At 45.4% G+C, this 16875-nt stretch carries 30 protein-coding genes and 7 tRNA genes; 7 read left to right on the top strand and 30 right to left on the bottom strand.

Annotation, left to right across the window (positions count from 1 at the left end; translation table 11 throughout):
* Positions 1–20 precede the first annotated feature (20 nt).
* On the top strand, positions 21–236 hold the full coding sequence (locus DXH47_RS09155) for a CsbD family protein (protein ID WP_035464847.1): 216 nt from the start codon (positions 21–23) through the stop codon (positions 234–236).
* Between the two features lie 226 nt (positions 237–462).
* Here DXH47_RS09155 and DXH47_RS09150 read toward each other — a convergent pair whose 3' ends face one another.
* From DXH47_RS09150 to DXH47_RS09035, 27 genes are all read right to left on the bottom strand, one after another.
* Entirely contained in the window at positions 463–1533 is a 1071-nt protein-coding gene (locus DXH47_RS09150) for an N-6 DNA methylase (protein WP_129033033.1), read from the bottom strand.
* A 162-nt stretch (positions 1534–1695) separates the two neighbouring features.
* Positions 1696–1767: transfer RNA gene (locus DXH47_RS09145), tRNA-Asn, on the bottom strand.
* A gap of 2 nt (positions 1768–1769) precedes the next feature.
* Positions 1770–1842, bottom strand: a tRNA-Lys gene (locus DXH47_RS09140).
* Positions 1843–2278: 436 nt separating this feature from the next.
* A tRNA-Ile gene (locus DXH47_RS09135) sits at positions 2279–2352 on the bottom strand.
* Between the two features lie 4 nt (positions 2353–2356).
* A tRNA-Arg gene (locus DXH47_RS09130) sits at positions 2357–2430 on the bottom strand.
* A gap of 182 nt (positions 2431–2612) precedes the next feature.
* Positions 2613–2686, bottom strand: a tRNA-Ile gene (locus DXH47_RS09125).
* Positions 2687–2791: 105 nt separating this feature from the next.
* A tRNA-OTHER gene (locus DXH47_RS11705) sits at positions 2792–2849 on the bottom strand.
* A gap of 46 nt (positions 2850–2895) precedes the next feature.
* A tRNA-Arg gene (locus tag DXH47_RS09120) sits at positions 2896–2966 on the bottom strand.
* 124 nt (positions 2967–3090) lie between these two features.
* Positions 3091–3570, bottom strand: coding sequence for an ArpU family phage packaging/lysis transcriptional regulator (locus tag DXH47_RS09115; protein ID WP_129033032.1), 480 nt, complete (start codon positions 3568–3570; stop codon positions 3091–3093).
* Between the two features lie 96 nt (positions 3571–3666).
* Positions 3667–3882: a hypothetical protein gene (locus DXH47_RS09110; protein WP_129033031.1), complete on the bottom strand. Its 216-nt coding sequence runs from the start codon at positions 3880–3882 to the stop codon at positions 3667–3669.
* Positions 3883–3909: 27 nt separating this feature from the next.
* Positions 3910–4101 (bottom strand): hypothetical protein, encoded by a 192-nt coding sequence (locus DXH47_RS09105; RefSeq protein WP_129033030.1) that lies wholly within the window; start codon positions 4099–4101, stop codon positions 3910–3912.
* Positions 4082–4576, bottom strand: coding sequence for a DUF1642 domain-containing protein (locus tag DXH47_RS09100; RefSeq protein ID WP_129033029.1), 495 nt, complete (start codon positions 4574–4576; stop codon positions 4082–4084). The genes DXH47_RS09105 and DXH47_RS09100 overlap by 20 nt, the downstream gene beginning before the upstream one ends.
* Complete coding sequence (locus DXH47_RS11700; RefSeq protein ID WP_170954997.1) at positions 4569–4745, bottom strand: hypothetical protein; 177 nt, start codon at positions 4743–4745, stop codon at positions 4569–4571. The genes DXH47_RS09100 and DXH47_RS11700 overlap by 8 nt, the downstream gene beginning before the upstream one ends.
* 82 nt (positions 4746–4827) lie before the next feature.
* Positions 4828–5442, bottom strand: coding sequence for a hypothetical protein (locus tag DXH47_RS09095; RefSeq protein ID WP_129033028.1), 615 nt, complete (start codon positions 5440–5442; stop codon positions 4828–4830).
* A 155-nt stretch (positions 5443–5597) separates the two neighbouring features.
* Positions 5598–5795, bottom strand: a complete 198-nt coding sequence (locus DXH47_RS09090) for a hypothetical protein (RefSeq protein WP_129033027.1) — start codon at positions 5793–5795, stop codon at positions 5598–5600.
* 45 nt (positions 5796–5840) lie between these two features.
* Positions 5841–6407, bottom strand: coding sequence for a RusA family crossover junction endodeoxyribonuclease (locus DXH47_RS09085; RefSeq protein ID WP_225423555.1), 567 nt, complete (start codon positions 6405–6407; stop codon positions 5841–5843).
* Positions 6408–6410: 3 nt separating this feature from the next.
* Positions 6411–7112, bottom strand: coding sequence for an antA/AntB antirepressor family protein (locus DXH47_RS09080; RefSeq protein ID WP_129033026.1), 702 nt, complete (start codon positions 7110–7112; stop codon positions 6411–6413).
* Positions 7109–7312: a hypothetical protein gene (locus DXH47_RS09075; protein WP_129033025.1), complete on the bottom strand. Its 204-nt coding sequence runs from the start codon at positions 7310–7312 to the stop codon at positions 7109–7111. Before DXH47_RS09075 ends, DXH47_RS09080 begins: the two co-directional genes overlap by 4 nt.
* Positions 7309–8286: a DUF4373 domain-containing protein gene (locus DXH47_RS09070; protein WP_129033024.1), complete on the bottom strand. Its 978-nt coding sequence runs from the start codon at positions 8284–8286 to the stop codon at positions 7309–7311. Before DXH47_RS09070 ends, DXH47_RS09075 begins: the two co-directional genes overlap by 4 nt.
* Before the next feature lie 39 nt (positions 8287–8325).
* Entirely contained in the window at positions 8326–8712 is a 387-nt protein-coding gene (locus tag DXH47_RS09065; RefSeq protein ID WP_129033023.1) for a single-stranded DNA-binding protein, read from the bottom strand.
* Positions 8709–9413, bottom strand: coding sequence for an ERF family protein (locus tag DXH47_RS09060; protein WP_129033022.1), 705 nt, complete (start codon positions 9411–9413; stop codon positions 8709–8711). The genes DXH47_RS09065 and DXH47_RS09060 overlap by 4 nt, the downstream gene beginning before the upstream one ends.
* Before the next feature lie 12 nt (positions 9414–9425).
* Entirely contained in the window at positions 9426–9911 is a 486-nt protein-coding gene (locus DXH47_RS09055; protein ID WP_129033021.1) for a siphovirus Gp157 family protein, read from the bottom strand.
* Positions 9911–10135, bottom strand: coding sequence for a hypothetical protein (locus DXH47_RS09050; protein ID WP_125642693.1), 225 nt, complete (start codon positions 10133–10135; stop codon positions 9911–9913). Before DXH47_RS09050 ends, DXH47_RS09055 begins: the two co-directional genes overlap by 1 nt.
* Positions 10120–10398: a hypothetical protein gene (locus tag DXH47_RS09045; protein WP_129033020.1), complete on the bottom strand. Its 279-nt coding sequence runs from the start codon at positions 10396–10398 to the stop codon at positions 10120–10122. The genes DXH47_RS09050 and DXH47_RS09045 overlap by 16 nt, the downstream gene beginning before the upstream one ends.
* A gap of 109 nt (positions 10399–10507) precedes the next feature.
* Positions 10508–10681 carry a hypothetical protein gene (locus DXH47_RS11695; RefSeq protein ID WP_170954996.1) on the bottom strand — a complete coding sequence of 58 codons (174 nt, stop codon included), beginning with the start codon at positions 10679–10681 and terminating at the stop codon, positions 10508–10510.
* Positions 10682–10694: 13 nt separating this feature from the next.
* Entirely contained in the window at positions 10695–11030 is a 336-nt protein-coding gene (locus DXH47_RS09040) for a DUF771 domain-containing protein (RefSeq protein WP_129033019.1), read from the bottom strand.
* A gap of 4 nt (positions 11031–11034) precedes the next feature.
* Positions 11035–11550, bottom strand: coding sequence for a transcriptional regulator (locus DXH47_RS09035; RefSeq protein WP_129033018.1), 516 nt, complete (start codon positions 11548–11550; stop codon positions 11035–11037).
* A gap of 208 nt (positions 11551–11758) precedes the next feature.
* On the opposite strand from DXH47_RS09035, the gene DXH47_RS09030 reads away from it, so the two are divergent.
* On the top strand, positions 11759–12169 hold the full coding sequence (locus DXH47_RS09030) for a hypothetical protein (RefSeq protein ID WP_129033017.1): 411 nt from the start codon (positions 11759–11761) through the stop codon (positions 12167–12169).
* A 20-nt stretch (positions 12170–12189) separates the two neighbouring features.
* Here DXH47_RS09030 and DXH47_RS11985 read toward each other — a convergent pair whose 3' ends face one another.
* Together DXH47_RS11985 and DXH47_RS09025 are read right to left on the bottom strand one after the other, a co-directional pair.
* Complete coding sequence (locus DXH47_RS11985) at positions 12190–12318, bottom strand: hypothetical protein (RefSeq protein WP_263853905.1); 129 nt, start codon at positions 12316–12318, stop codon at positions 12190–12192.
* The gene (locus DXH47_RS09025; protein WP_225423556.1) at positions 12318–12563 is read right to left on the bottom strand and encodes a helix-turn-helix domain-containing protein; all 246 of its coding nucleotides are present in this window, start codon (positions 12561–12563) and stop codon (positions 12318–12320) included. The genes DXH47_RS11985 and DXH47_RS09025 overlap by 1 nt, the downstream gene beginning before the upstream one ends.
* 175 nt (positions 12564–12738) lie before the next feature.
* Here DXH47_RS09025 and DXH47_RS09020 point away from each other — a divergent pair, with 175 nt between their 5' ends.
* The gene (locus tag DXH47_RS09020) at positions 12739–13101 is read left to right on the top strand and encodes a helix-turn-helix domain-containing protein (RefSeq protein WP_129033015.1); all 363 of its coding nucleotides are present in this window, start codon (positions 12739–12741) and stop codon (positions 13099–13101) included.
* A gap of 11 nt (positions 13102–13112) precedes the next feature.
* Positions 13113–13448 carry an ImmA/IrrE family metallo-endopeptidase gene (locus DXH47_RS09015; RefSeq protein ID WP_129033014.1) on the top strand — a complete coding sequence of 112 codons (336 nt, stop codon included), beginning with the start codon at positions 13113–13115 and terminating at the stop codon, positions 13446–13448.
* 122 nt (positions 13449–13570) lie between these two features.
* On the opposite strand, the gene DXH47_RS09010 is transcribed toward DXH47_RS09015, so the two are convergent.
* Entirely contained in the window at positions 13571–14803 is a 1233-nt protein-coding gene (locus tag DXH47_RS09010) for an RNA-guided endonuclease InsQ/TnpB family protein (RefSeq protein ID WP_129033056.1), read from the bottom strand.
* Positions 14804–14907: 104 nt separating this feature from the next.
* Here DXH47_RS09010 and tnpA point away from each other — a divergent pair, with 104 nt between their 5' ends.
* The 3 genes from tnpA (at position 14908) to DXH47_RS08995 (ending at position 16818) form a co-directional block, all read left to right on the top strand.
* Positions 14908–15354, top strand: a complete 447-nt coding sequence (gene tnpA / locus DXH47_RS09005) for an IS200/IS605 family transposase (RefSeq protein WP_129033013.1) — start codon at positions 14908–14910, stop codon at positions 15352–15354.
* Positions 15355–15624: 270 nt separating this feature from the next.
* Positions 15625–15858, top strand: a complete 234-nt coding sequence (locus DXH47_RS09000; RefSeq protein ID WP_129033012.1) for a hypothetical protein — start codon at positions 15625–15627, stop codon at positions 15856–15858.
* 93 nt (positions 15859–15951) lie between these two features.
* Positions 15952–16818 (top strand): DUF4041 domain-containing protein, encoded by an 867-nt coding sequence (locus tag DXH47_RS08995; protein ID WP_170954995.1) that lies wholly within the window; start codon positions 15952–15954, stop codon positions 16816–16818.
* The last annotated feature ends 57 nt before the right edge of the window (positions 16819–16875 follow it).

Raw genomic sequence — 16875 nt, 5'->3', positions numbered from 1 at the left:
ACATTATGGGAGGTTATATTATGAGTCTAGATGACAAGATTGATAGCACCAAAGATAAGGTAAGTGGAAAAGCTAAAGAAGTTGAAGGCAAGGTTACGAACGACAAGGCCCGTGAAGCTGAAGGTAAGGGTCAAGGTATTCTAGGTAAGGCTAAAGATAAACTGTCAGATGCCAAAGATGCTGTTAAAGATACGGTTGATGACGTAAAGGAAAAGTTAGATAAAGACGATAAATAAATTATCATTTTTAAGAAGACCAAAATCTGGTCTTCTTTTATTTTTTCACGCTTGTTACCCTGTTTTTTCTCCACACTGTAATACGCGGCTTATGTGGTCGCTGTGGCTTTTTACGTTGCCACCGTCCATCTTTAAGCTGACGTTCCAAGTCACCCAAGCATCGCGCCTCGACCGGGCTGACCAGGCCGAATTTAGTTTTCAGCATTCTGGCCATGCCGGCCACCTCCTAAAATAATGATAACTGCTCGTACTCTTCTTCCCGTGTTGCTAATGTGATGGCCACCGAAATATCTTCGATGTCCTTCAACTTGAGGTTTAGACCATCCTGAACCCGATGGAACCAGCGCGGTGCCCGCACTTTTAGCATGTAGAAGACGAAGCCCGGTGTGAACGGTGTTTGGATACAAGCGTACTGGGTACCGACCCTACCACTGGATTCTAGCAAACCGATTTGCCCCCGCGTCGCCGACATCTGAATCACTATCGTCCCGGCGGGGTACACTTTTTTTGCTTTCGCGCGTTCGACTGCGGCAATATCTTTCAGTTGCAAGTGGTCACTGGGTTTCTCATACGTCCCAGCGATTGGGTCCGGATTAATCTCTAAAGCTTTCTTCTGCATCGGTGCCAAAGTAGGCCAGAACTTAACCAAGCCACTTTCAATGTGGTCAATGGTCTCTTCTTCCCACCCACTGATTTCAAATTGTTCCTTAATTTCATCGGTGTGGGGCATCACGTTGATTGACGAAAATCCTAAGAAATCGTCATTGTCGTTCTGAACGAAATAGACTTGTTTGGCCGTCCGTTCCAACGTGTCTCCGTGTATCACAACGCAATTCATTCCCCGCAGTGCTAGGTTGTGTAGCAAATACGGAATGGCGTTGTCAGCCATCTCTTGAGCCATGTACAAGTAATTGTGAGGCGCGTAGGTCGTGAGCGGATTCTCGGCTAGCTGGTCGTCCTTCCACTTCTGAATCAGTAATGAACCTGTCCCGGCCGTTGGATCATATCCCGACCATCCATTGGAATCCTGGAGGTTGTTGCGCGTGATGGCCGCCAAGATGTGGGCCACGGTGTCCGGCGTATAGTCCTGCTGATTGGCCTTGCGCTCTGCGGCGTACTCTTCAAAGTAGGCCCGGAAGCTGTCGACGTAGACGTCTGTGCTAATCCGCAGCATGGCCTTGTAAAACTCTTGGCGCTCGTCTGGCTTGAAAAGGATGTCCTTTAGATACTGCTCAAACTCGGCGTGTTGCTTAACGCCAGCGATTTTGTAGAACTCTTCCCGGACTAGCTTGCCCATCTTAATCACCTCAATTTATGTATCTAAAAAGCCCCGGCGACTGCCACCGAGGCCTAACTTTAACTTCTAAAGAGAGGAGTTTTGCCTCCAAACTTTAGTTAGATTTTGGACACCACAAAGTCTGTAGTCCATTTGAGTTATTTTTATTATTATGGTGTCCAACGAAGCCTGCAGGATTCGAACCTGCGACCCTCTGGTTAACAACCAGACGCTCTGCCACTGAGCTAAGACTCCAATGAACCCTGTGGGCTTCAATCCCACGACCCCCGGTTTAAAAGACCGGTGCTCTACCAGCTGAGCTAAGGATTCAAGCCCCCGGCCCTGCAAGACTGGGGAAGAAAGAGAATACTAATGAAGGAAGGTTTCACAGTGGGGTTACCGGGCCCACTGCTATGACCTGGTGAGGATTTGCACCTCCACATGCCTTATCCAAAATGAAGTTCCGTGGTGGCGCGGGTGAGTCGATAAGGCGACTCCGCCATAGCCTACTTCATTCCAGTGCGTCTACCTATTCCGCCACAAGCACACGATGAATTTTCGGTCTTCATCAGGACTAACGCGAGGTTACAAGGCCACCCGCGGGGCAATGTGATTGGTGTGGAATCGAACCACACGCGGTAATGAGCCTCCTGACGTGGACTTTTTCTATTTTAGCCACGTTTCAACCACCCGTCGACTTACGCTTTTAAGCTTAGCGTATAGAACTCGCATTTGGGTATTGCGCCATACCGTGGTTGCTGACCAATGGACCATGTAGGACTCGAACCTACGACCATCCAGTTATGAGCTGGAGGCTCTAACCAACTGAGCTAAAAGTCCGTTATGTTCGCCGTGGGGATCGAACCCACCACCTACAGATTAGAAGTCTGTTGCTCTATCCAGATGAGCTAGGCGAACGTTTTATGTGCTTGAGTAGTTTAGCGACTTGCTTAGGTCAATGTGATTGGTGTGGAATCGAACCGCGCACGGATTCAAATTCAAACCGCCCTCTTCTGGCAGGCCAACGCCAGTTACGATCACACTTGGACACTCAATCAATGAACGGGAGGGTCCATCTCCTAAGGTTTATTTGCGCCCGATGGACCTTGTAGGACTCGAACCTACGACCGAACGGTTATGAGCCGTCTACTCTAGCCGACTGAGTTAAAGGTCCCTACTGACCGGTTATGCAGGCCGGTCAATTTTATGAAGGAGTTTGGCGAGCTGAACATGCGTTTAAATGAAGGGGAGTCGCCTCCCATTTTGTAATACTCGCCAATACGTGCAACGGGAGTCGAACCCGTATCTTCTTTGCTCTGCCATTGAGCTATGCACGTTCCTGATCGGAGGTAATCTTGTGGCCGGTTCATCATTCCACCACAATGCACGCAGCGGGATTCGAACCCGCGTCGGTGGTTTAGGAGACCACTGCTTTTCCGGCTAAGCTATGCGTGTTAGATGAGGCGGGGTGGCCTCCCTACATCTTTCGATACTACTAATTTACACCCCGAATCCATGTATAATCCGGAGTGAACCCGGAACTTTCCCGGAATTTTATCGGAAAAAAACACGGAGTAATTAATCAAAGCTAAATTCTGCACGTTTCTCTGGATCATACTTATGTGGCTTTTTAACGATTAAGTTCTCAACGGCGTCAGGATAGACTTCGGCAAAAGCAAGCTGGCCCTCATGTAGATACTTGTCGAATGTCTTATCTGAGATATGATCCATACAGGCCATGCACTTTACCTTTGAATATCGCTTAATGTACAAGAAATACAGTGCCTGTGAATAGCGGTCAGTCTGCTCGTCAATGCCAATCGCCTTAATAACGTTGACTACCAGATTAGCCATAAATTCGGCGTTAAGCTTGTTTACATGCTTCTCATCAACGCGGTTTTCGAAGCTGGGACTTTGTGGCATGCCGTCCATTGCAGGACTCTGCAAGTTGAAACGCGCACGCCGTGCCCGCAATTCCCACTTCCAATAATCTTTTAGCACTGACTCAGCTTTTTCAATCGTCTTATCCTCATCCACATTCTTAAAGATGCTTTCCATAGCGCTTGCCACCCCTTGGTTATGCTATAATTAGTTGTTGACCATTGAGTAAGCATAATTTGGGTGAGGGCTGTTGTGTCAGCCCTTTTTTGCTGTCTAAAATGGCCGCGTAAGCTCGTGTAGCACGTTAGTAATCTCCGCATTGCTCAGCATACCCAAAGCAATGTAAACTTCCTTAGGCACGCTGTGATCGCTTAATCTGGATTGAAACTCGGCTAGCCCCATCAATACATCGTCTTTCGGCACCAGCGCCTCCAGATATCTAAGCAGCATACGTTGGTTACCGTTCATTTCGTCGCGTGTTTTATCCATGCTTATCTCCTACGTAAAATAATAATTTTATCCCATCGTCAGTTCATGAATAACTTGGTTGCGTTCCTTCGCTGACAGCTTGTTAATCGCGTTGCGTTGGCTATTGCTCAACTTGATAAAGTGATTGCCACACCACACTAATGCCTGTGCCACATCGCCACCATAGCTTGCCATGCCTTGCATCACGTATTTTCGATACTCAATCTGTTCGTGTGTCATGCTGTGCCTCCACTTGATACCCATCTAGCCACGCGCGGGCAATTAGTTCCTGATGCTTCTGATAGCGAGCATAATCAAATTGATAGGTTCCCGGTGTAAGTGCCATCCAATCACGCATTTTTTCTGGTCGTCTCTCTGAGCACAGCATATCCCCAATTGAAATGCTTTTATCTTTGCATTCCTCGATCCAGTCAGCAACGGCCTTAGGAATAACTGGCAACTCAGCATATGTCTTACGGAAAACGTCATCAGCGATCGGCCAGTGTTCACCTTCAATGCCGGTGGCAACCCAGTCACCGTTATTAATTCTTAGACACCCTTCTTTAGTCGGAATACATAATCCTTCATCTTCCCAATCTGAATCGTTATAACCACTCTCTGCGCTATCTTCTATTCCATATTTTTTAATCATCTTCTGTGACCCGTCAAATTGTTCAGCCTTAATAGTTACTGTTTTACGGTATATCTTAATCATGCTGTGCCTCCTCATAAAGTACCGTTAGTGTATGGACATAATCATCATTGGTAGGCAATGAGTCTCCAGTTGAAATCTGTATAACTCTTTTGTCTTTAATGAAATCGTTGACGGAAGTTTCAAATTCGTCATCCTTAAAATATTCAGTCCAAAATGTTTTAATCTTCATGTTGTTCCTCCAATAGTTCTGGGTTATTTAATATTTTCCCAAAATCCCAATCGCGTTTGTTAACTCCATCTTCCAATAGTAATTACTGGTCAGCATATTCAAAAAATTTAAACTTTCCGATATAAATTCCATCCTTGTACATATCGACAGGTTTTTCTTTTTTCTCGGCGACCTCGTGAATACCTTTATAATAGTTTTCATTCCAAGAAAGCCATTGCATATTGTCAAATTCATAACCGACTGTCGGGTCTATTCTGTCAACAGATGGTTTTGAGATTTTGCTATAATTGTCAAAAACCCACATTCTAAATAGCCGGTGAAAATTTTTATCTTTCATAGACCAATCATAAAAATCTTTTAGACTAAACGGAACGCTGCCAAATCCATTATTTTTATTTCTTTTCTTCAATTTTTGATAAAGATTAGTTATAACCCCTTTTTCTGTGTGTCTAAACTTTTCAGTGGAATTGCCATTAGCATCTTTTAAGCCGGTATACTGTTCAGCCGAACCTTTTTCAATGGAGCACCACCATTCAACATTCACATATTCGTCATTTATTTCGATTAAATCCCCAACAATTGCATCAGTATTACTCTTATTTCCTCCTTCAATAAGATTGCCATAAACAAAGTGTCCCTTGTGAGGAACATCGTTGTAATCCAGATCATCAGTATCTTCAATGTATGCTCTAAACATCATTTGCCCTCCCAATCTCAACATCACTCGGTGCCACCTCAATATGCCTATGGCTGCCTTTAACTTTTACCATCGCTATCCGTCTATCACCACGATTGATCCAGCATAGACATGTGGCAGGCTGCTTTACGTGATGGCGTGGGTGGTAATATACCTTATCGCCGTGCTTCATTATCTGCCTCCGCTAAGCTTCGCCCAAGTATGAATATGCTGTCTTTGTCAATCTGAATAACTTTCTTCAAGTAATATTTTTCATGCCAAACCATCGGAAAAGTTAATTTGTCAGACATTGCAATCAGTCCAAACAGGTCAAACATTATTGGATAACAATCTGAATCCTTAAACTTAATCATCGTCAGTCACCTCCAACTGTTCTACGATGTTCATTGTTCTTCCTCCTAAGCTTCTGTAACTGTGACTTCAATCCTCGGCTCGTCCGAATAGTACTTGCTGCAGGAGACATCCGTGATAAGATTGTCGTCTTCCCACACAATGCCAGTCAGTGCGTCCTCAATCAGCTTCAAGTAGTTTGATGCGTCCGGCTTAACGATGGGCCGATGCTCACCACTGATGCGCCGTGTCCGCTCTACCTTGCTGACTGACCGCTGCACGTGCCGGTACACTTTGACATCGACCTTGAGCGGATCATTTCGTAGTAGTGGCCCGTGATATTTCATCTTGGCCTCTTGACCGACGAAGCGCTTGTAGTCCCGGGACCGCTTAGGGTCGAACGCGTGGCCGTTTGAGAATCGCGGGCGCCCGGCTGGGACTGGTTCACCGTGAATCACTAGGCGGGCCAAAGCATTCCCACGAATTCCGAACGCAGCGTACGCTTCCATCTCGCGTCGGATTCTATCGGTATCAGATGGCCAGAAAATCTCTTCTTCGTCGTCTCCTGCCGGATGGTTAATGTGCTGATGAATCAGGCTACCGTCTGGGTCCCGGTTAAGCGCCTTAACTCTCATCTCCTACACCTCCATGGCAGTCTGCTCACCGGCCTGCTGCATCATCATCTTGGTTGCGGTGTTGGGTTCCCAGTCGTAGATATACTTCATGGCCCTGTTGAAGTCCTTAGCACGAATTTGAGTTCGCGTGTGAACGCCACACACCTTGTTGAGCCCAGTGCTGATATCCTTGTAGAGTTCCGCGCGTTGATCACGCGTCAGTTGAAGATGATGCTCACCGACATATCGATTAACTGCGCGGGTAACGCCATGACTGACGGTACTGTACTCTGTTGGGTCCATTTTTTGATTGGCCTCGAATTCGTCCATACGCTCCTCAACCCCAGTTAGTCGTTTGTTGGCCCGATTGGCGTTCTCCATGACCAGCATCAACTTTTCCTCGGGGGCCATCGGCAAGGTGACTTGCTTAGCCCGTTTCTCCATCGTGATGAAGTACTCACGGGCCTGCTTGCCCTTATCGGTCCGTTGAATCATTGACAACTCCTTGGCCATATCCAGGGTGAGCGCATAACCGGCGCGGGGCCGGCCACCAGTACTTTTCACCGAAAACGGGGTAAAGTCCTTACCCTCTTCAAAGCCGTAGTCAATCATGTCCTTGAGCCACGACGTGAAGTCCTTGCCGACCTCCAGAAAGTCGTGCAGGTCTCGTGCATCGACGGCCACCGTGCCGTCATTTTGCTTGAAAGTCTTGATTAATTCGTTCATGCTTGTTCCTCCTCGTCTAGCTCACTGAGCTTGTCCTCAAGCTTCTCGTAAATCGCGTCCCAGATATCCTGGCATAGATCAGATTCAACGTTGCCCTGTGCCAGTTCCTCAAAATCCTCTGCCTCTTCCGGAAATCGGATGCCTCTCTGTAAAACGTACAAATCGTATTTATCTAAAGCATAGCTGATTGCGTTCTTCATGATGTCGCCTCTTCTTTCTCCGGCCGCCGTGCCTTGAACTTTTTGATTCGCGCGTCCAGTGCTGCCTGCTGTTCGGGGCTTAGCTTGCCGTCCGAAGCAGGTTTATCAGGCGTCTTCTGAGCCCACGTTGGCAGTGTCTCCTTGGCCCTTGTTGGCTTAGAGCTCCCACGGCCGCGTGATGCCGCCTGCATCTTCATCTGGTCGAACTGCTTCCGGAGCTTGGACCCGGAAAGCACGTTCGACTTCCAGAAATCGTCGTGCTGACACCACTCGACCATGCCGTCCAGCTTGTCGTAGGTATGACCATCTTGGGTATGAGCCAGGCGGATGTCGTTGGCCCATGTCTGCAGCTTATGCTCGTCGTTTTTAGGCGAGAACTCAGGGTCATTATCCCGAATGGCCTTGAGCAGGTGCTGAGCAATTTGATACGGTGGATCATCGGGTCCGTACTTCGGCTTGCCCGAATGCGGACGCTTAGGTTCTTTTTTACTTTTATTTACTTTACTTTCTTTTGCTTTACTTTGGGGATTGTCGGCGCCCGAAACTGGGGTTTCCGCGTCAGAAACCTCGTTATCGGTGTCGATAACTCCGTCAAGCAAGTCATATTCGGGATTAATGGTGGAATCTTTCTTCTTTCTAGCCGCCATTTGATACCTCTTTTGAATCCCGGATGAAGTCAAAATTGAATACTTATCAAGCATGCCCTGGTCGAAGAATCCAACTTGGGCCGCCTTAGTCACAATCTCCTGTACAGCCGCTTCCTTAACCCCAACATCGTCAAAAATTAAGAAACGGGCATCATCGTCCCACTGCATGTAATACCCCTCGTCTCCGTAGATATTACCGAGCAGGTCGACTAGTACAGCGATTGACTGTGGGCCACAGCTCAACATTATTTTTCTAACTTTCATTCGGTGAAGCATGTCAACGTCTATCGAGAAGTACTCCAGTCCTTTCTTAACCGGACGTGCCATAGGTACACCTCTTATGCCTCCCACCCACCACTTGATTATTTAAAACGGCAGGTCGTCATCGTTGATCGTAACTGAATCGTTGTTATTCACAGATGGAGCTGACGCATTGTCCGGGGCCGTTGCGCCATTACGATCAGGTAGATCAAAGTCACTAACGTTAACGCCTAATTGCGTTTGACCGTTGTACTCGCTAACCTCTAGGTCGCCAGATACAACAACGTGGCTCCCCTTTTGGAAGTATTGCTGGATTACTTTGGCCCGGTTCCCCCAGACAGTACAGCGGAACCAGTCGGTCCCATACCGGCCATCGTCGCCTTGGCGGTTTTGACGAACTGCAACGCTGAAGTTAGCAACCATCAGTCCATTCTGTGTTGACCGAACCTCGGGGTCCTTACCTACGTTTCCAGAAATTGTAATTACTCTCATGCTGTTTCCTTCCCTTCAGTAACAAGTTTATTTAGCTTATTAGTAGCCACAGAGACTATCTCCTGTGCCTGTTTATGATTTAATTGATCCATACTCGTTGCCCCATTAACCTGCTTCAAGAAGGAAGTGGCAACAACGTTTAAATCAACCTTCGCCTTACCGGCAATGGCATTAAACAACTTGCTCAATGTATCTTTCTGTTGCGGAGTTATCGGTTCCGGACCAGGAGTTTGTGATTCCTGTGTACTAGTCGTCCCACCAAATCCTCCACCCGGGTGACTATCATCAGCGTCCGGATCTTCGTCCTTGTCGGTAATGTTAAAGAGCTGCTTGTAGAAGTATTTCTGAGCACTCGTGCAGGCCTTGGCCATTGCTTTTTCACCGGAATCTTGACCACTACCGGGCATGGTTCCAACAACCGTGTTTTCTCCATCCGTGATAGTGAAGGTCCCCATCACGTCGACGAAATGATTCTCGCCGCCTCGTTTTGAAGCCTTGTCGTACTGGTTAATGACTTCATACTGGGGAATGATTCGAATGCCAACTTCACGGATTGCAGACTCAACTGCATACTTGATGGCCGTTTCACTTTGAAAACGGTATTTTTGAAATGAATTGTTTCCGTCCTTACCAATTGGGCCAATGTGTTTTGAGGCCTCATTCAGTTTTTGAATTAAATTCAGTTCTTTTTCCTCGGTCACGATGTTTCCCTCCTATCGAATCCGGATGGACCGCTTCTGTTGGAGTTCGGCCCCCGGAACTTCTTCTCCGGCCTTCAGGGCGGCTAGAATGGACTTCTTATCGAGACTAGTTGTCGTCCTAACAAAGTCACCAGGTACTTTCTCCTCGTCCGTTAAATTGACACTGGCCGGGTTATTCTGAATCCAGATTGCTAGGTCAACGTCTTTAACGTGGTCTAAACCGGCCGCCTCTAGTCCTTGCTGTAAGGCGTCCTTTAATCGTCTAATGTTGCTAGCGAGTGAAGCCTTTCGGTCAGCATCGACCTTCATTTTCTCGGCAAGTTGCTTTTCATCGGACGTTAGCTGCTTGATTACCTTGCCATAGCCGATTGCCTTATCTGCAATGCCATCTTTCAGGCTGAGAATCGTGTCATCAAACGCCTGTTGATCTTTCGAATCGGCACTTTCGGCTAATCGAACGACTTGGTATAGATTGTCTTCCAATTGATAAAGATTCATTACTTAACCTCCACTTCGGGTTGCCATTCTGCCAGCTGATCGTTAATTCGATACAAATGATCGAGTTCTTCGTTGGTGATTGGGTGTCCCGGTTCGTCGATCGCTTCGATAAGATTAAATAGTTCGCCGCGAATATCGGCCAACCGATTACGACTTTCGCTAGTAACCTGGGCCACAAGAATCACGGGGCCGCTTGCAGTTTGCTTGCCTAATACTTGATCCATGTGATCACCTCCATGTCGCCAAACTCTTCGCCAACTAAATCAGTTAGTTCCGATCGGTTGTCCGGAAGGCCGTCGGTGTCCCGGTCGCTGTAGTCGTACAGGAAGCTCCGAATTGCTTCGGCGTTGCGGGGCACGTAGATATCCCCACCGTCGAGTTTCAGGTATTCTTCTCCGTCGACCAGTCGTAACCCGGTGATGTCTTGCGGGGTAGTGTCGCCGGCCATTAACTCATCATAGTGTGGTGCAAATCCACCTAAAGTCATTGAATCCACCACCCTTTCAGAGTAGAATTGAAGTCAAAGAAATGTGATACATGCAATTTATCTTCGAGTTCTGACGTCCAGGTCAGGGCTCTTTTTTTATGCCAAAGCATCATTTGTGATCCTCCTTTTCGTTGTAGGTCAGTCCGAAGAAATCGTCTGCCCAGGGCTTCCAGCCGCCCATCTCATGTACCGATTCAGATAGCCAGTATCCGAAGCCGATAAACGACGCCAGGATTGCGGTCCAGACCATGAATTCTCCGACAATGTAGTAGAGCAAATCCATTCTTGTCACCTCCTTACCAAGGTAATTCTTCCCAGTGACGGTCTAAGAACTCCGCCATGGGGCCAGCTTTGAAAAGCCAACGTGTCCCGGGCCCCGCAGCCTCTTTGATTTCATGATGGTCAACCATTTGTTGAATCTCTCGGCTGTACCGCGGATTCTCCAGGATGCTGGCTTTGATCCAAGTCGTTGACTTCTTGCCGACCCACTCACGTAAATCTTGCATGGTCCACGTTCGACCGGTCAGTGCTTGACCACGAAGGCTCTCGATTTCGTCACGCTGGACTAACTCGAAGTTATCCGGAATGGCAATTTCGATATTTGCTTTGATACTTTGCGGTGCTTGAATCATGTTTTCACCCCCCTATTCGCTTGTTATAAGCATCGAAGACGCTTTGGATATCCTCACCCGCGTACTTGGCTTTCATCGCGATATCAGTCTCTTCCGCGCCGATTTCTTCGACGTATTCTCGGAAGTAGTCCCGGATGAGAAGCGTTTGCTGTGGCGATCTAAGCTCTGGCTTAGTGGTCATCGCTTCATCGAACGACTCTTCAAGACTTCGGCGGTCGTTCTCCTCTTTGCGTTGCTGGAAGAGTGCCGCCATCACGTCATCGTGCTTGGTACGGTCTTTCATGAAGGAAGGTGTCCCATAGTCCTTACGGGCACCGGAGAAGTTAAGCCAGACGCTCTGCAGAGTCTTTGCAAGTGATACCCGGGTGTTCTTGTCGCCCTTTCGTTGGCCATTGGCTAAGCGAGTAAGCTGGCCGTTTGAGACGTGGACCTTAGCAGCCACATCCTTGTGGGTCATCGCTTGCTGTACGCCATCAAGTGCAAGCGTGAGCTGTTTGGCAAATTTACTTTCGTTTTGCATGCTGTCACTTCCTTTGAAATTGGCAATTTAAGAAAATCGAGTTGTCTAGCATCCGCTCTAAACTTAAATTAAATAGAGGACTTTGCTAACACAGTTACTACTAAAAGTAAGCCTGGAATTTTAAGCATTAGCTCACCTCCTTGTTCTTTGAAAAATTAATACTCATCGCCTTCTCTGGTACAATTAGTACCGGAAAAGAGGTGATTATATGCAATGGATTTCTAAGAAACCAATTCTTTCAGACATCCAGCCCCGCGTAGATGCCAACACGTATGGCAAAGACCTAAAGGTTGGATTCGATAACGACACTGTCTTTGAGAACGGTGACCTTGCTATCGTTTCCGGTGCAGAAAATTTTCTACAGACGGTGAAGACCCATCTAATGGTCTCGAACCTTGAATACGACTGGGGACTGAAAGAATACCTACCAACTACCACAGATGATCAAGAAGAATTCGATTTTAACTGTGAAGAGCTGGCCAACTATCTTGTATCAGACCCCAAGATAGGCAACACCATTAATTCTCTGACTAGACTTAGCTTTGACGGAGAAGTCTATGAAGTTGAATTAACTGCGGATGGGATCGACGGTCTTGCAACCATCAAATTTCATTTCTAGGTTTCTGAGAAAATCGATTATTACTTAATCGGCTTTTTCTTTAGTCCTAAAACAATCGCCAATACGAGCGAGTAATTAATTGATCCTGGTTGAGATTCAAGTCCTTGCTTCTGTAGCTCCTCCTGAATTGCTTTTACCGTTTCATTCATCAGCTCACCTCCTCAGAGCGTTTGGTACTCGATATGAGTACCACGTCATCAAAAAAATATGTCCACTTTACGTCTTCGCCGCGAGAGATGTCATTCATCTTTTCCGCAATAGTTTTAGCGCGATCCACGCTTGGGCTTCGATGCCCTTGCTCGTATGATGCGAAGGTAGTTTCAGGGATTTCAACGGCTCGTGCTGCTTGCTTTTGCGTAAGACCATTCACGTCTCTCCAGCGTTTCAACCACATTCTCATAAATTATCATCTCCTTATGAACGCGTTTCGCGTACTCTCAACATAAATAAGTGTAATACATAACGCGTACCTAGTCAATAGAAAAGTACTCTTTTTGAGTATATTTCTGAAACAGCTTCAACATACGCGTTTTGCGTAGTAATATTTACCATAAAAGGGGGAGCTATCCATGTTTGCAGCTCGGCTTAAAGAACTTAGAAAACAAGAACCTGGCCTCACACAAGCAAAATTGGCCAAGCAATTAGGAATCGCGAAAACCACCCTAGCATCTTATGAACAAGGAAAAAGGCAGCCGGACTTTGAAGTGCTCTCAGCAATCGCAAAAAGATTCGAGGTCACCACAGACTACCTTCTTGGAGAAAATCAAACTCCCCAATGGGCCAACTCAAAGGATACTAATGATCTAGAAAAGTTTCTCAATGATAATGAAGGGTCTATGACTTATGGCGGTGAAGACCTGACAGAAGAGCAAAAAGAACAAGTGCGTGTGGCTATGACAGCAATATTCTGGAAGCGCCACAAGCATGACTAGGGGCTGATTATTTGGAAAAGATTAGTAACGTTGTTAAAACAGTGACGAATCGGTATCACACTGCCAACCCTTTCACTATTGCTGAAAAACTTAATATTCAGGTAGAATGGTGCTATTTTGATCGTTTACCATTAGGAAAAACGATTTATGATGATGGACAACCTATTATCATGCTCGATGAGGCAATTAGGCATACGCCAGACCAATATTTTGTTATGGGTCACGAACTAGGCCACACCATTCTACAAGAGGGTCTAGTAGGCTACTATACAAGTAGTATCCGCGCACACGGTCAGCTCGAAACCGAAGCAGGTCAACCACTCCCGACTAAAGTCGGAAGCTTGTGAGAACTGCACCTAACGGTGCAACGACCACAATTTGCTTAGATACAGCAATTGCCTGCATGCAGGTCTTACGTGCTAATTACCAAAGCCTTTTATGCCCGCAGGTTGCCAGACGGACAAACAAGTTAAGCACTTGCCAAGCCTTTTTTGAGAATGTTTTTAGCAGCATTCCAATCGCGAATGTGGTGATTACCGCACTGCGGGCAAGTCCATTCACGATCTTTTAAGGTCAATTTTTTATCACCGCACATCAAATATCCACACTCACTACAGGTTTGTGTCGTGTTACGCGGATTAACGGTGACAAATTTATGGCCGTATAGGTCGGCTTTATAGGCCAGCATGCCTAAAAAAGTTCGCCAGCCAACATCAGCAATGCTCATTGCCAATGCATGGTTTCGTAACATATTCTTACTCCGCAACTCCTCTGCAACAACTAAATCGTGGTTCTTGATAAGTGTTGTTGAGACAAGATGTAGAAAGTTGTTACGTTGATTAGCAACTTTTCGCTGGAGGGTGGCCACCAATACACGTTGTTTCTGATAATTCTTAGCTTCACGAAGCGGCCGATTTTCTTTTTTAGCCCGTAGCGCACGACGAGAAAGTTTACGTTGGGCTTTGGCTAGCTTGCCCTTGATAGAGCGATAGTAACGTGGGTTGGCAACGATGTTGCCGTTTGAATCAGTTAGGAAATTGTCAGTATTTAGGTCAATGCCTACTGGAGAGATCTGTTGCTTGCCACCCGCAACAAACGGGGTGTCCGATCCTAGTTGCATAGATAAGTAGTAACGCCCAGTGACATCGCGCGAGACAGTGATTGTTCCAATACGAACATCATTGCCACAACTAAACAAGCGTCTATGTGACCCAGACACACGCAATCGGCCAATCAAGCTAATTTTCACATGCTTAGAATCGAGAAAACGGCAACTGCCATTGAACAAATTCGGCTTAACCTTAGCATAGCGATTTGGGAGCTGAAAGCTGCCACTCATCTGCTTTTTATGGAACTTTGGTGTGCCAGATCTGTGTACTTGTCGAAATAAACGCCACGCGCTCTGATAAGCTCGTCGTGCTTGATCTACAACGTCGGTACCTACATTGGTACCTGATAACCAAGGATGTAGTGCAAACAACATTTGTGTGTTGTTTTTACGTTTCTGCAGGTAGGCAATGCGATTAACAACCGAAGCAATGTAACACTTTACTTTACGCAATTGAAATAGTTCTTTGTCGATGGCCACCATCTCGTTGTAAGCAAAACGGCTTGCGTTGATATTGTTGTCAAGCTGATGTTTCTGCTCACGAGATGGGAATATTCGCATTTTAATTCCGTAATGGTATTTGAACTCAGACATTTTCTTAGTCACATATATCACCTCCTTAGACTATAATTATTATACGACTGTCACCACATTTAAATAACAAAGTCGTTTATCTATAAACGTTAGGAGTAAATCGTATGTCAAAAGAAAATGTGAAACACGAACGCGGATATGTTTATAACTTTCACTTCCATTTAGTCTGGGTAACGAAGTATCGGAAACAAATATTTAACACACCAAGATTAGCAAAGGAGATGTTGACAATCTTGCAAAACATTGCGAATCAAAACGAAATTGAAATTGAGAAAGGTGAAGTCATGCTTGATCATATCCATCTGCTAATCAGCTTTAAACCAAAGTACGCGCCGGCCAATATTGTCAAGGTATTAAAGGGGGTCTCAGCACGCGAATGGTTCAAAATTCACCCAGAAACACAACAAATAGTTTGGGGCGGTCACCTTTGGTCGCCAAGCTATTACATGGGCACTTTAGGGGATATGTCAAAAGAAACAGTCGAACACTACATTGAGAACCAACGAACAGAAAGGGGGAAGGCGGGAAGGCCTCTGCTAAAACGCAACTAACGTTGCGAAACATGGGCGTTCCTCCCATGATTGAAATCATGGGTTTCCCGCCAAAATTTTAATGAATTCTCAGTCGCTCTGATGGGTTTACTGTTTATCGAAGATAACGATCATATGCCGACTTCGTACAAAGACTTAGCACGCCAATATGGCCTGCCCTACGATTTTGATTAGGTAAGCCTGCCTGATATACTTACCATTCTGGAAAAAATATAACGTGTCCAAAACTGATGACGTTAAAAGCTGTACATATCATGGGAGGAATTTACTATGCAAGAAAAAGCAAAACAGTCTTCGGCTTGGGGAATATGGCTGGCTGTCGGCTGGATATTTTTTGCAGCTAGCTTCATCTTGACCAACTACGGAACGATTTGCCAGCTAGTTGCCGTGGTTATCGGAATTATTATCCAAGTAAAATACCGTGACCATAAATATGCGGGTATGGCTCTCTGGATTATCACACTAGTCATATCTGTCATTGTAGCCGTTATGTACTTCGGCTAATGACCCAAATCTCTTAATCGGCTTTTAGCACCCACTTATTAATTTTTGCAGGATGAGTGCATCTGGAAAATGACAGAATGCGGAGGACTATATATGGCGTTTGGTGATATTTTTAAAACTTCTGAATTTAAAAAAGACATTGCTAGTCTTAAAGAGAACATATCCTCTCTAACGCAGGAGAACAATGACTTAAAAAACAAAGCTAACTTAAAACTGTCTATACATGAAATGGAACCCCTCAAGCTAGACGAATTAATTAAACAAAAGAAAAACACTGCCTTAGAAGTAGATGCTAAGATAGCAGAAAAGAACAAATCGCTTGAAGAAATTTCTAAAAAAATTGCCGAATCAACCGACTCTTTAAATAATATTCGAGCCGATATAAATGATTTAACACCCGACTTGGAAATGAGCTCATACGGACTTTATAGACCACAATATGATTTTTCAACTTCATTAGGATATAAAGACATGCTCAAGATGATAAGAGATGATCAAAAATCAATGATCAAAAATAAAACCGCTGTATCATTCAATCCGAACTGGTTAGTCAATAACAGTAAAACCGAAGGCCGAAAAATGAATAGAAATAACATTAAGGCCATCTTGCGTAGTTTCAATAATGAATGTACTGAAGCTATTGGAAAAACGACTTATTCCAATTATGATCGAATCGTCAAGCGCATAAAACGTTCCTTCGACCAGCATAATAAAATGTATAGGGTAGTAGATATTCAGCTAAATTATGCCTACCTAGATTTAAAAATAAAGGAATTAAATGTTGCCTTTGAATATCGACAAAAAGTTGAAGATGAAAAAGAAACTCTTCGTGAGGAACGTGAAAAAGAACGTGAAGAAAAGGCGTTACAGCGAGAAATTGCTGCAAAACGAAAACAAGTCCCAAATTGCAAGAACAAATTAGCCACACGACAAATCCTATTAAATCAGTATTTTCATTAATATTCATATTTTATGGACTTAACTTAACCGGCGGAAGCAGCGGAGAAAAGCTCTTTG

The sequence above is a fragment of the Levilactobacillus suantsaii genome, assembly GCF_004115745.1.
Classification (GTDB): domain Bacteria; phylum Bacillota; class Bacilli; order Lactobacillales; family Lactobacillaceae; genus Levilactobacillus; species Levilactobacillus suantsaii.
This window is presented reverse-complemented; position numbering and strand designations above follow the sequence as displayed.

Excerpts from the sequence above, each read along its gene's own strand:
- DXH47_RS09155 (WP_035464847.1), top strand. The coding sequence starts at position 21 with ATGAGTCTAGATGACAAGATTGATAGCACCAAAGATAAGGTAAGTGGA.
- DXH47_RS09150 (WP_129033033.1), bottom strand. The coding sequence starts at position 1,533 with ATGGGCAAGCTAGTCCGGGAAGAGTTCTACAAAATCGCTGGCGTTAAG.
- DXH47_RS09115 (WP_129033032.1), bottom strand. The coding sequence starts at position 3,570 with ATGGAAAGCATCTTTAAGAATGTGGATGAGGATAAGACGATTGAAAAA.
- DXH47_RS09110 (WP_129033031.1), bottom strand. The coding sequence starts at position 3,882 with ATGGATAAAACACGCGACGAAATGAACGGTAACCAACGTATGCTGCTT.
- DXH47_RS09105 (WP_129033030.1), bottom strand. The coding sequence starts at position 4,101 with ATGACACACGAACAGATTGAGTATCGAAAATACGTGATGCAAGGCATG.
- DXH47_RS09100 (WP_129033029.1), bottom strand. The coding sequence starts at position 4,576 with ATGATTAAGATATACCGTAAAACAGTAACTATTAAGGCTGAACAATTT.
- DXH47_RS11700 (WP_170954997.1), bottom strand. The coding sequence starts at position 4,745 with ATGAAGATTAAAACATTTTGGACTGAATATTTTAAGGATGACGAATTT.
- DXH47_RS09095 (WP_129033028.1), bottom strand. The coding sequence starts at position 5,442 with ATGTTTAGAGCATACATTGAAGATACTGATGATCTGGATTACAACGAT.
- DXH47_RS09090 (WP_129033027.1), bottom strand. The coding sequence starts at position 5,795 with ATGATTAAGTTTAAGGATTCAGATTGTTATCCAATAATGTTTGACCTG.
- DXH47_RS09085 (WP_225423555.1), bottom strand. The coding sequence starts at position 6,407 with ATGAGAGTTAAGGCGCTTAACCGGGACCCAGACGGTAGCCTGATTCAT.
- DXH47_RS09080 (WP_129033026.1), bottom strand. The coding sequence starts at position 7,112 with ATGAACGAATTAATCAAGACTTTCAAGCAAAATGACGGCACGGTGGCC.
- DXH47_RS09075 (WP_129033025.1), bottom strand. The coding sequence starts at position 7,312 with ATGAAGAACGCAATCAGCTATGCTTTAGATAAATACGATTTGTACGTT.
- DXH47_RS09070 (WP_129033024.1), bottom strand. The coding sequence starts at position 8,286 with ATGGCACGTCCGGTTAAGAAAGGACTGGAGTACTTCTCGATAGACGTT.
- DXH47_RS09065 (WP_129033023.1), bottom strand. The coding sequence starts at position 8,712 with ATGAGAGTAATTACAATTTCTGGAAACGTAGGTAAGGACCCCGAGGTT.
- DXH47_RS09055 (WP_129033021.1), bottom strand. The coding sequence starts at position 9,911 with ATGAATCTTTATCAATTGGAAGACAATCTATACCAAGTCGTTCGATTA.
- DXH47_RS09050 (WP_125642693.1), bottom strand. The coding sequence starts at position 10,135 with ATGGATCAAGTATTAGGCAAGCAAACTGCAAGCGGCCCCGTGATTCTT.
- DXH47_RS09045 (WP_129033020.1), bottom strand. The coding sequence starts at position 10,398 with ATGACTTTAGGTGGATTTGCACCACACTATGATGAGTTAATGGCCGGC.
- DXH47_RS11695 (WP_170954996.1), bottom strand. The coding sequence starts at position 10,681 with ATGGATTTGCTCTACTACATTGTCGGAGAATTCATGGTCTGGACCGCA.
- DXH47_RS09040 (WP_129033019.1), bottom strand. The coding sequence starts at position 11,030 with ATGATTCAAGCACCGCAAAGTATCAAAGCAAATATCGAAATTGCCATT.
- DXH47_RS09035 (WP_129033018.1), bottom strand. The coding sequence starts at position 11,550 with ATGCAAAACGAAAGTAAATTTGCCAAACAGCTCACGCTTGCACTTGAT.
- DXH47_RS09030 (WP_129033017.1), top strand. The coding sequence starts at position 11,759 with ATGCAATGGATTTCTAAGAAACCAATTCTTTCAGACATCCAGCCCCGC.
- DXH47_RS11985 (WP_263853905.1), bottom strand. The coding sequence starts at position 12,318 with ATGAATGAAACGGTAAAAGCAATTCAGGAGGAGCTACAGAAGCAAGGA.
- DXH47_RS09025 (WP_225423556.1), bottom strand. The coding sequence starts at position 12,563 with ATGTGGTTGAAACGCTGGAGAGACGTGAATGGTCTTACGCAAAAGCAA.
- DXH47_RS09020 (WP_129033015.1), top strand. The coding sequence starts at position 12,739 with ATGTTTGCAGCTCGGCTTAAAGAACTTAGAAAACAAGAACCTGGCCTC.
- DXH47_RS09010 (WP_129033056.1), bottom strand. The coding sequence starts at position 14,803 with ATGTCTGAGTTCAAATACCATTACGGAATTAAAATGCGAATATTCCCA.
- tnpA (WP_129033013.1), top strand. The coding sequence starts at position 14,908 with ATGTCAAAAGAAAATGTGAAACACGAACGCGGATATGTTTATAACTTT.
- DXH47_RS09000 (WP_129033012.1), top strand. The coding sequence starts at position 15,625 with ATGCAAGAAAAAGCAAAACAGTCTTCGGCTTGGGGAATATGGCTGGCT.
- DXH47_RS08995 (WP_170954995.1), top strand. The coding sequence starts at position 15,952 with ATGGCGTTTGGTGATATTTTTAAAACTTCTGAATTTAAAAAAGACATT.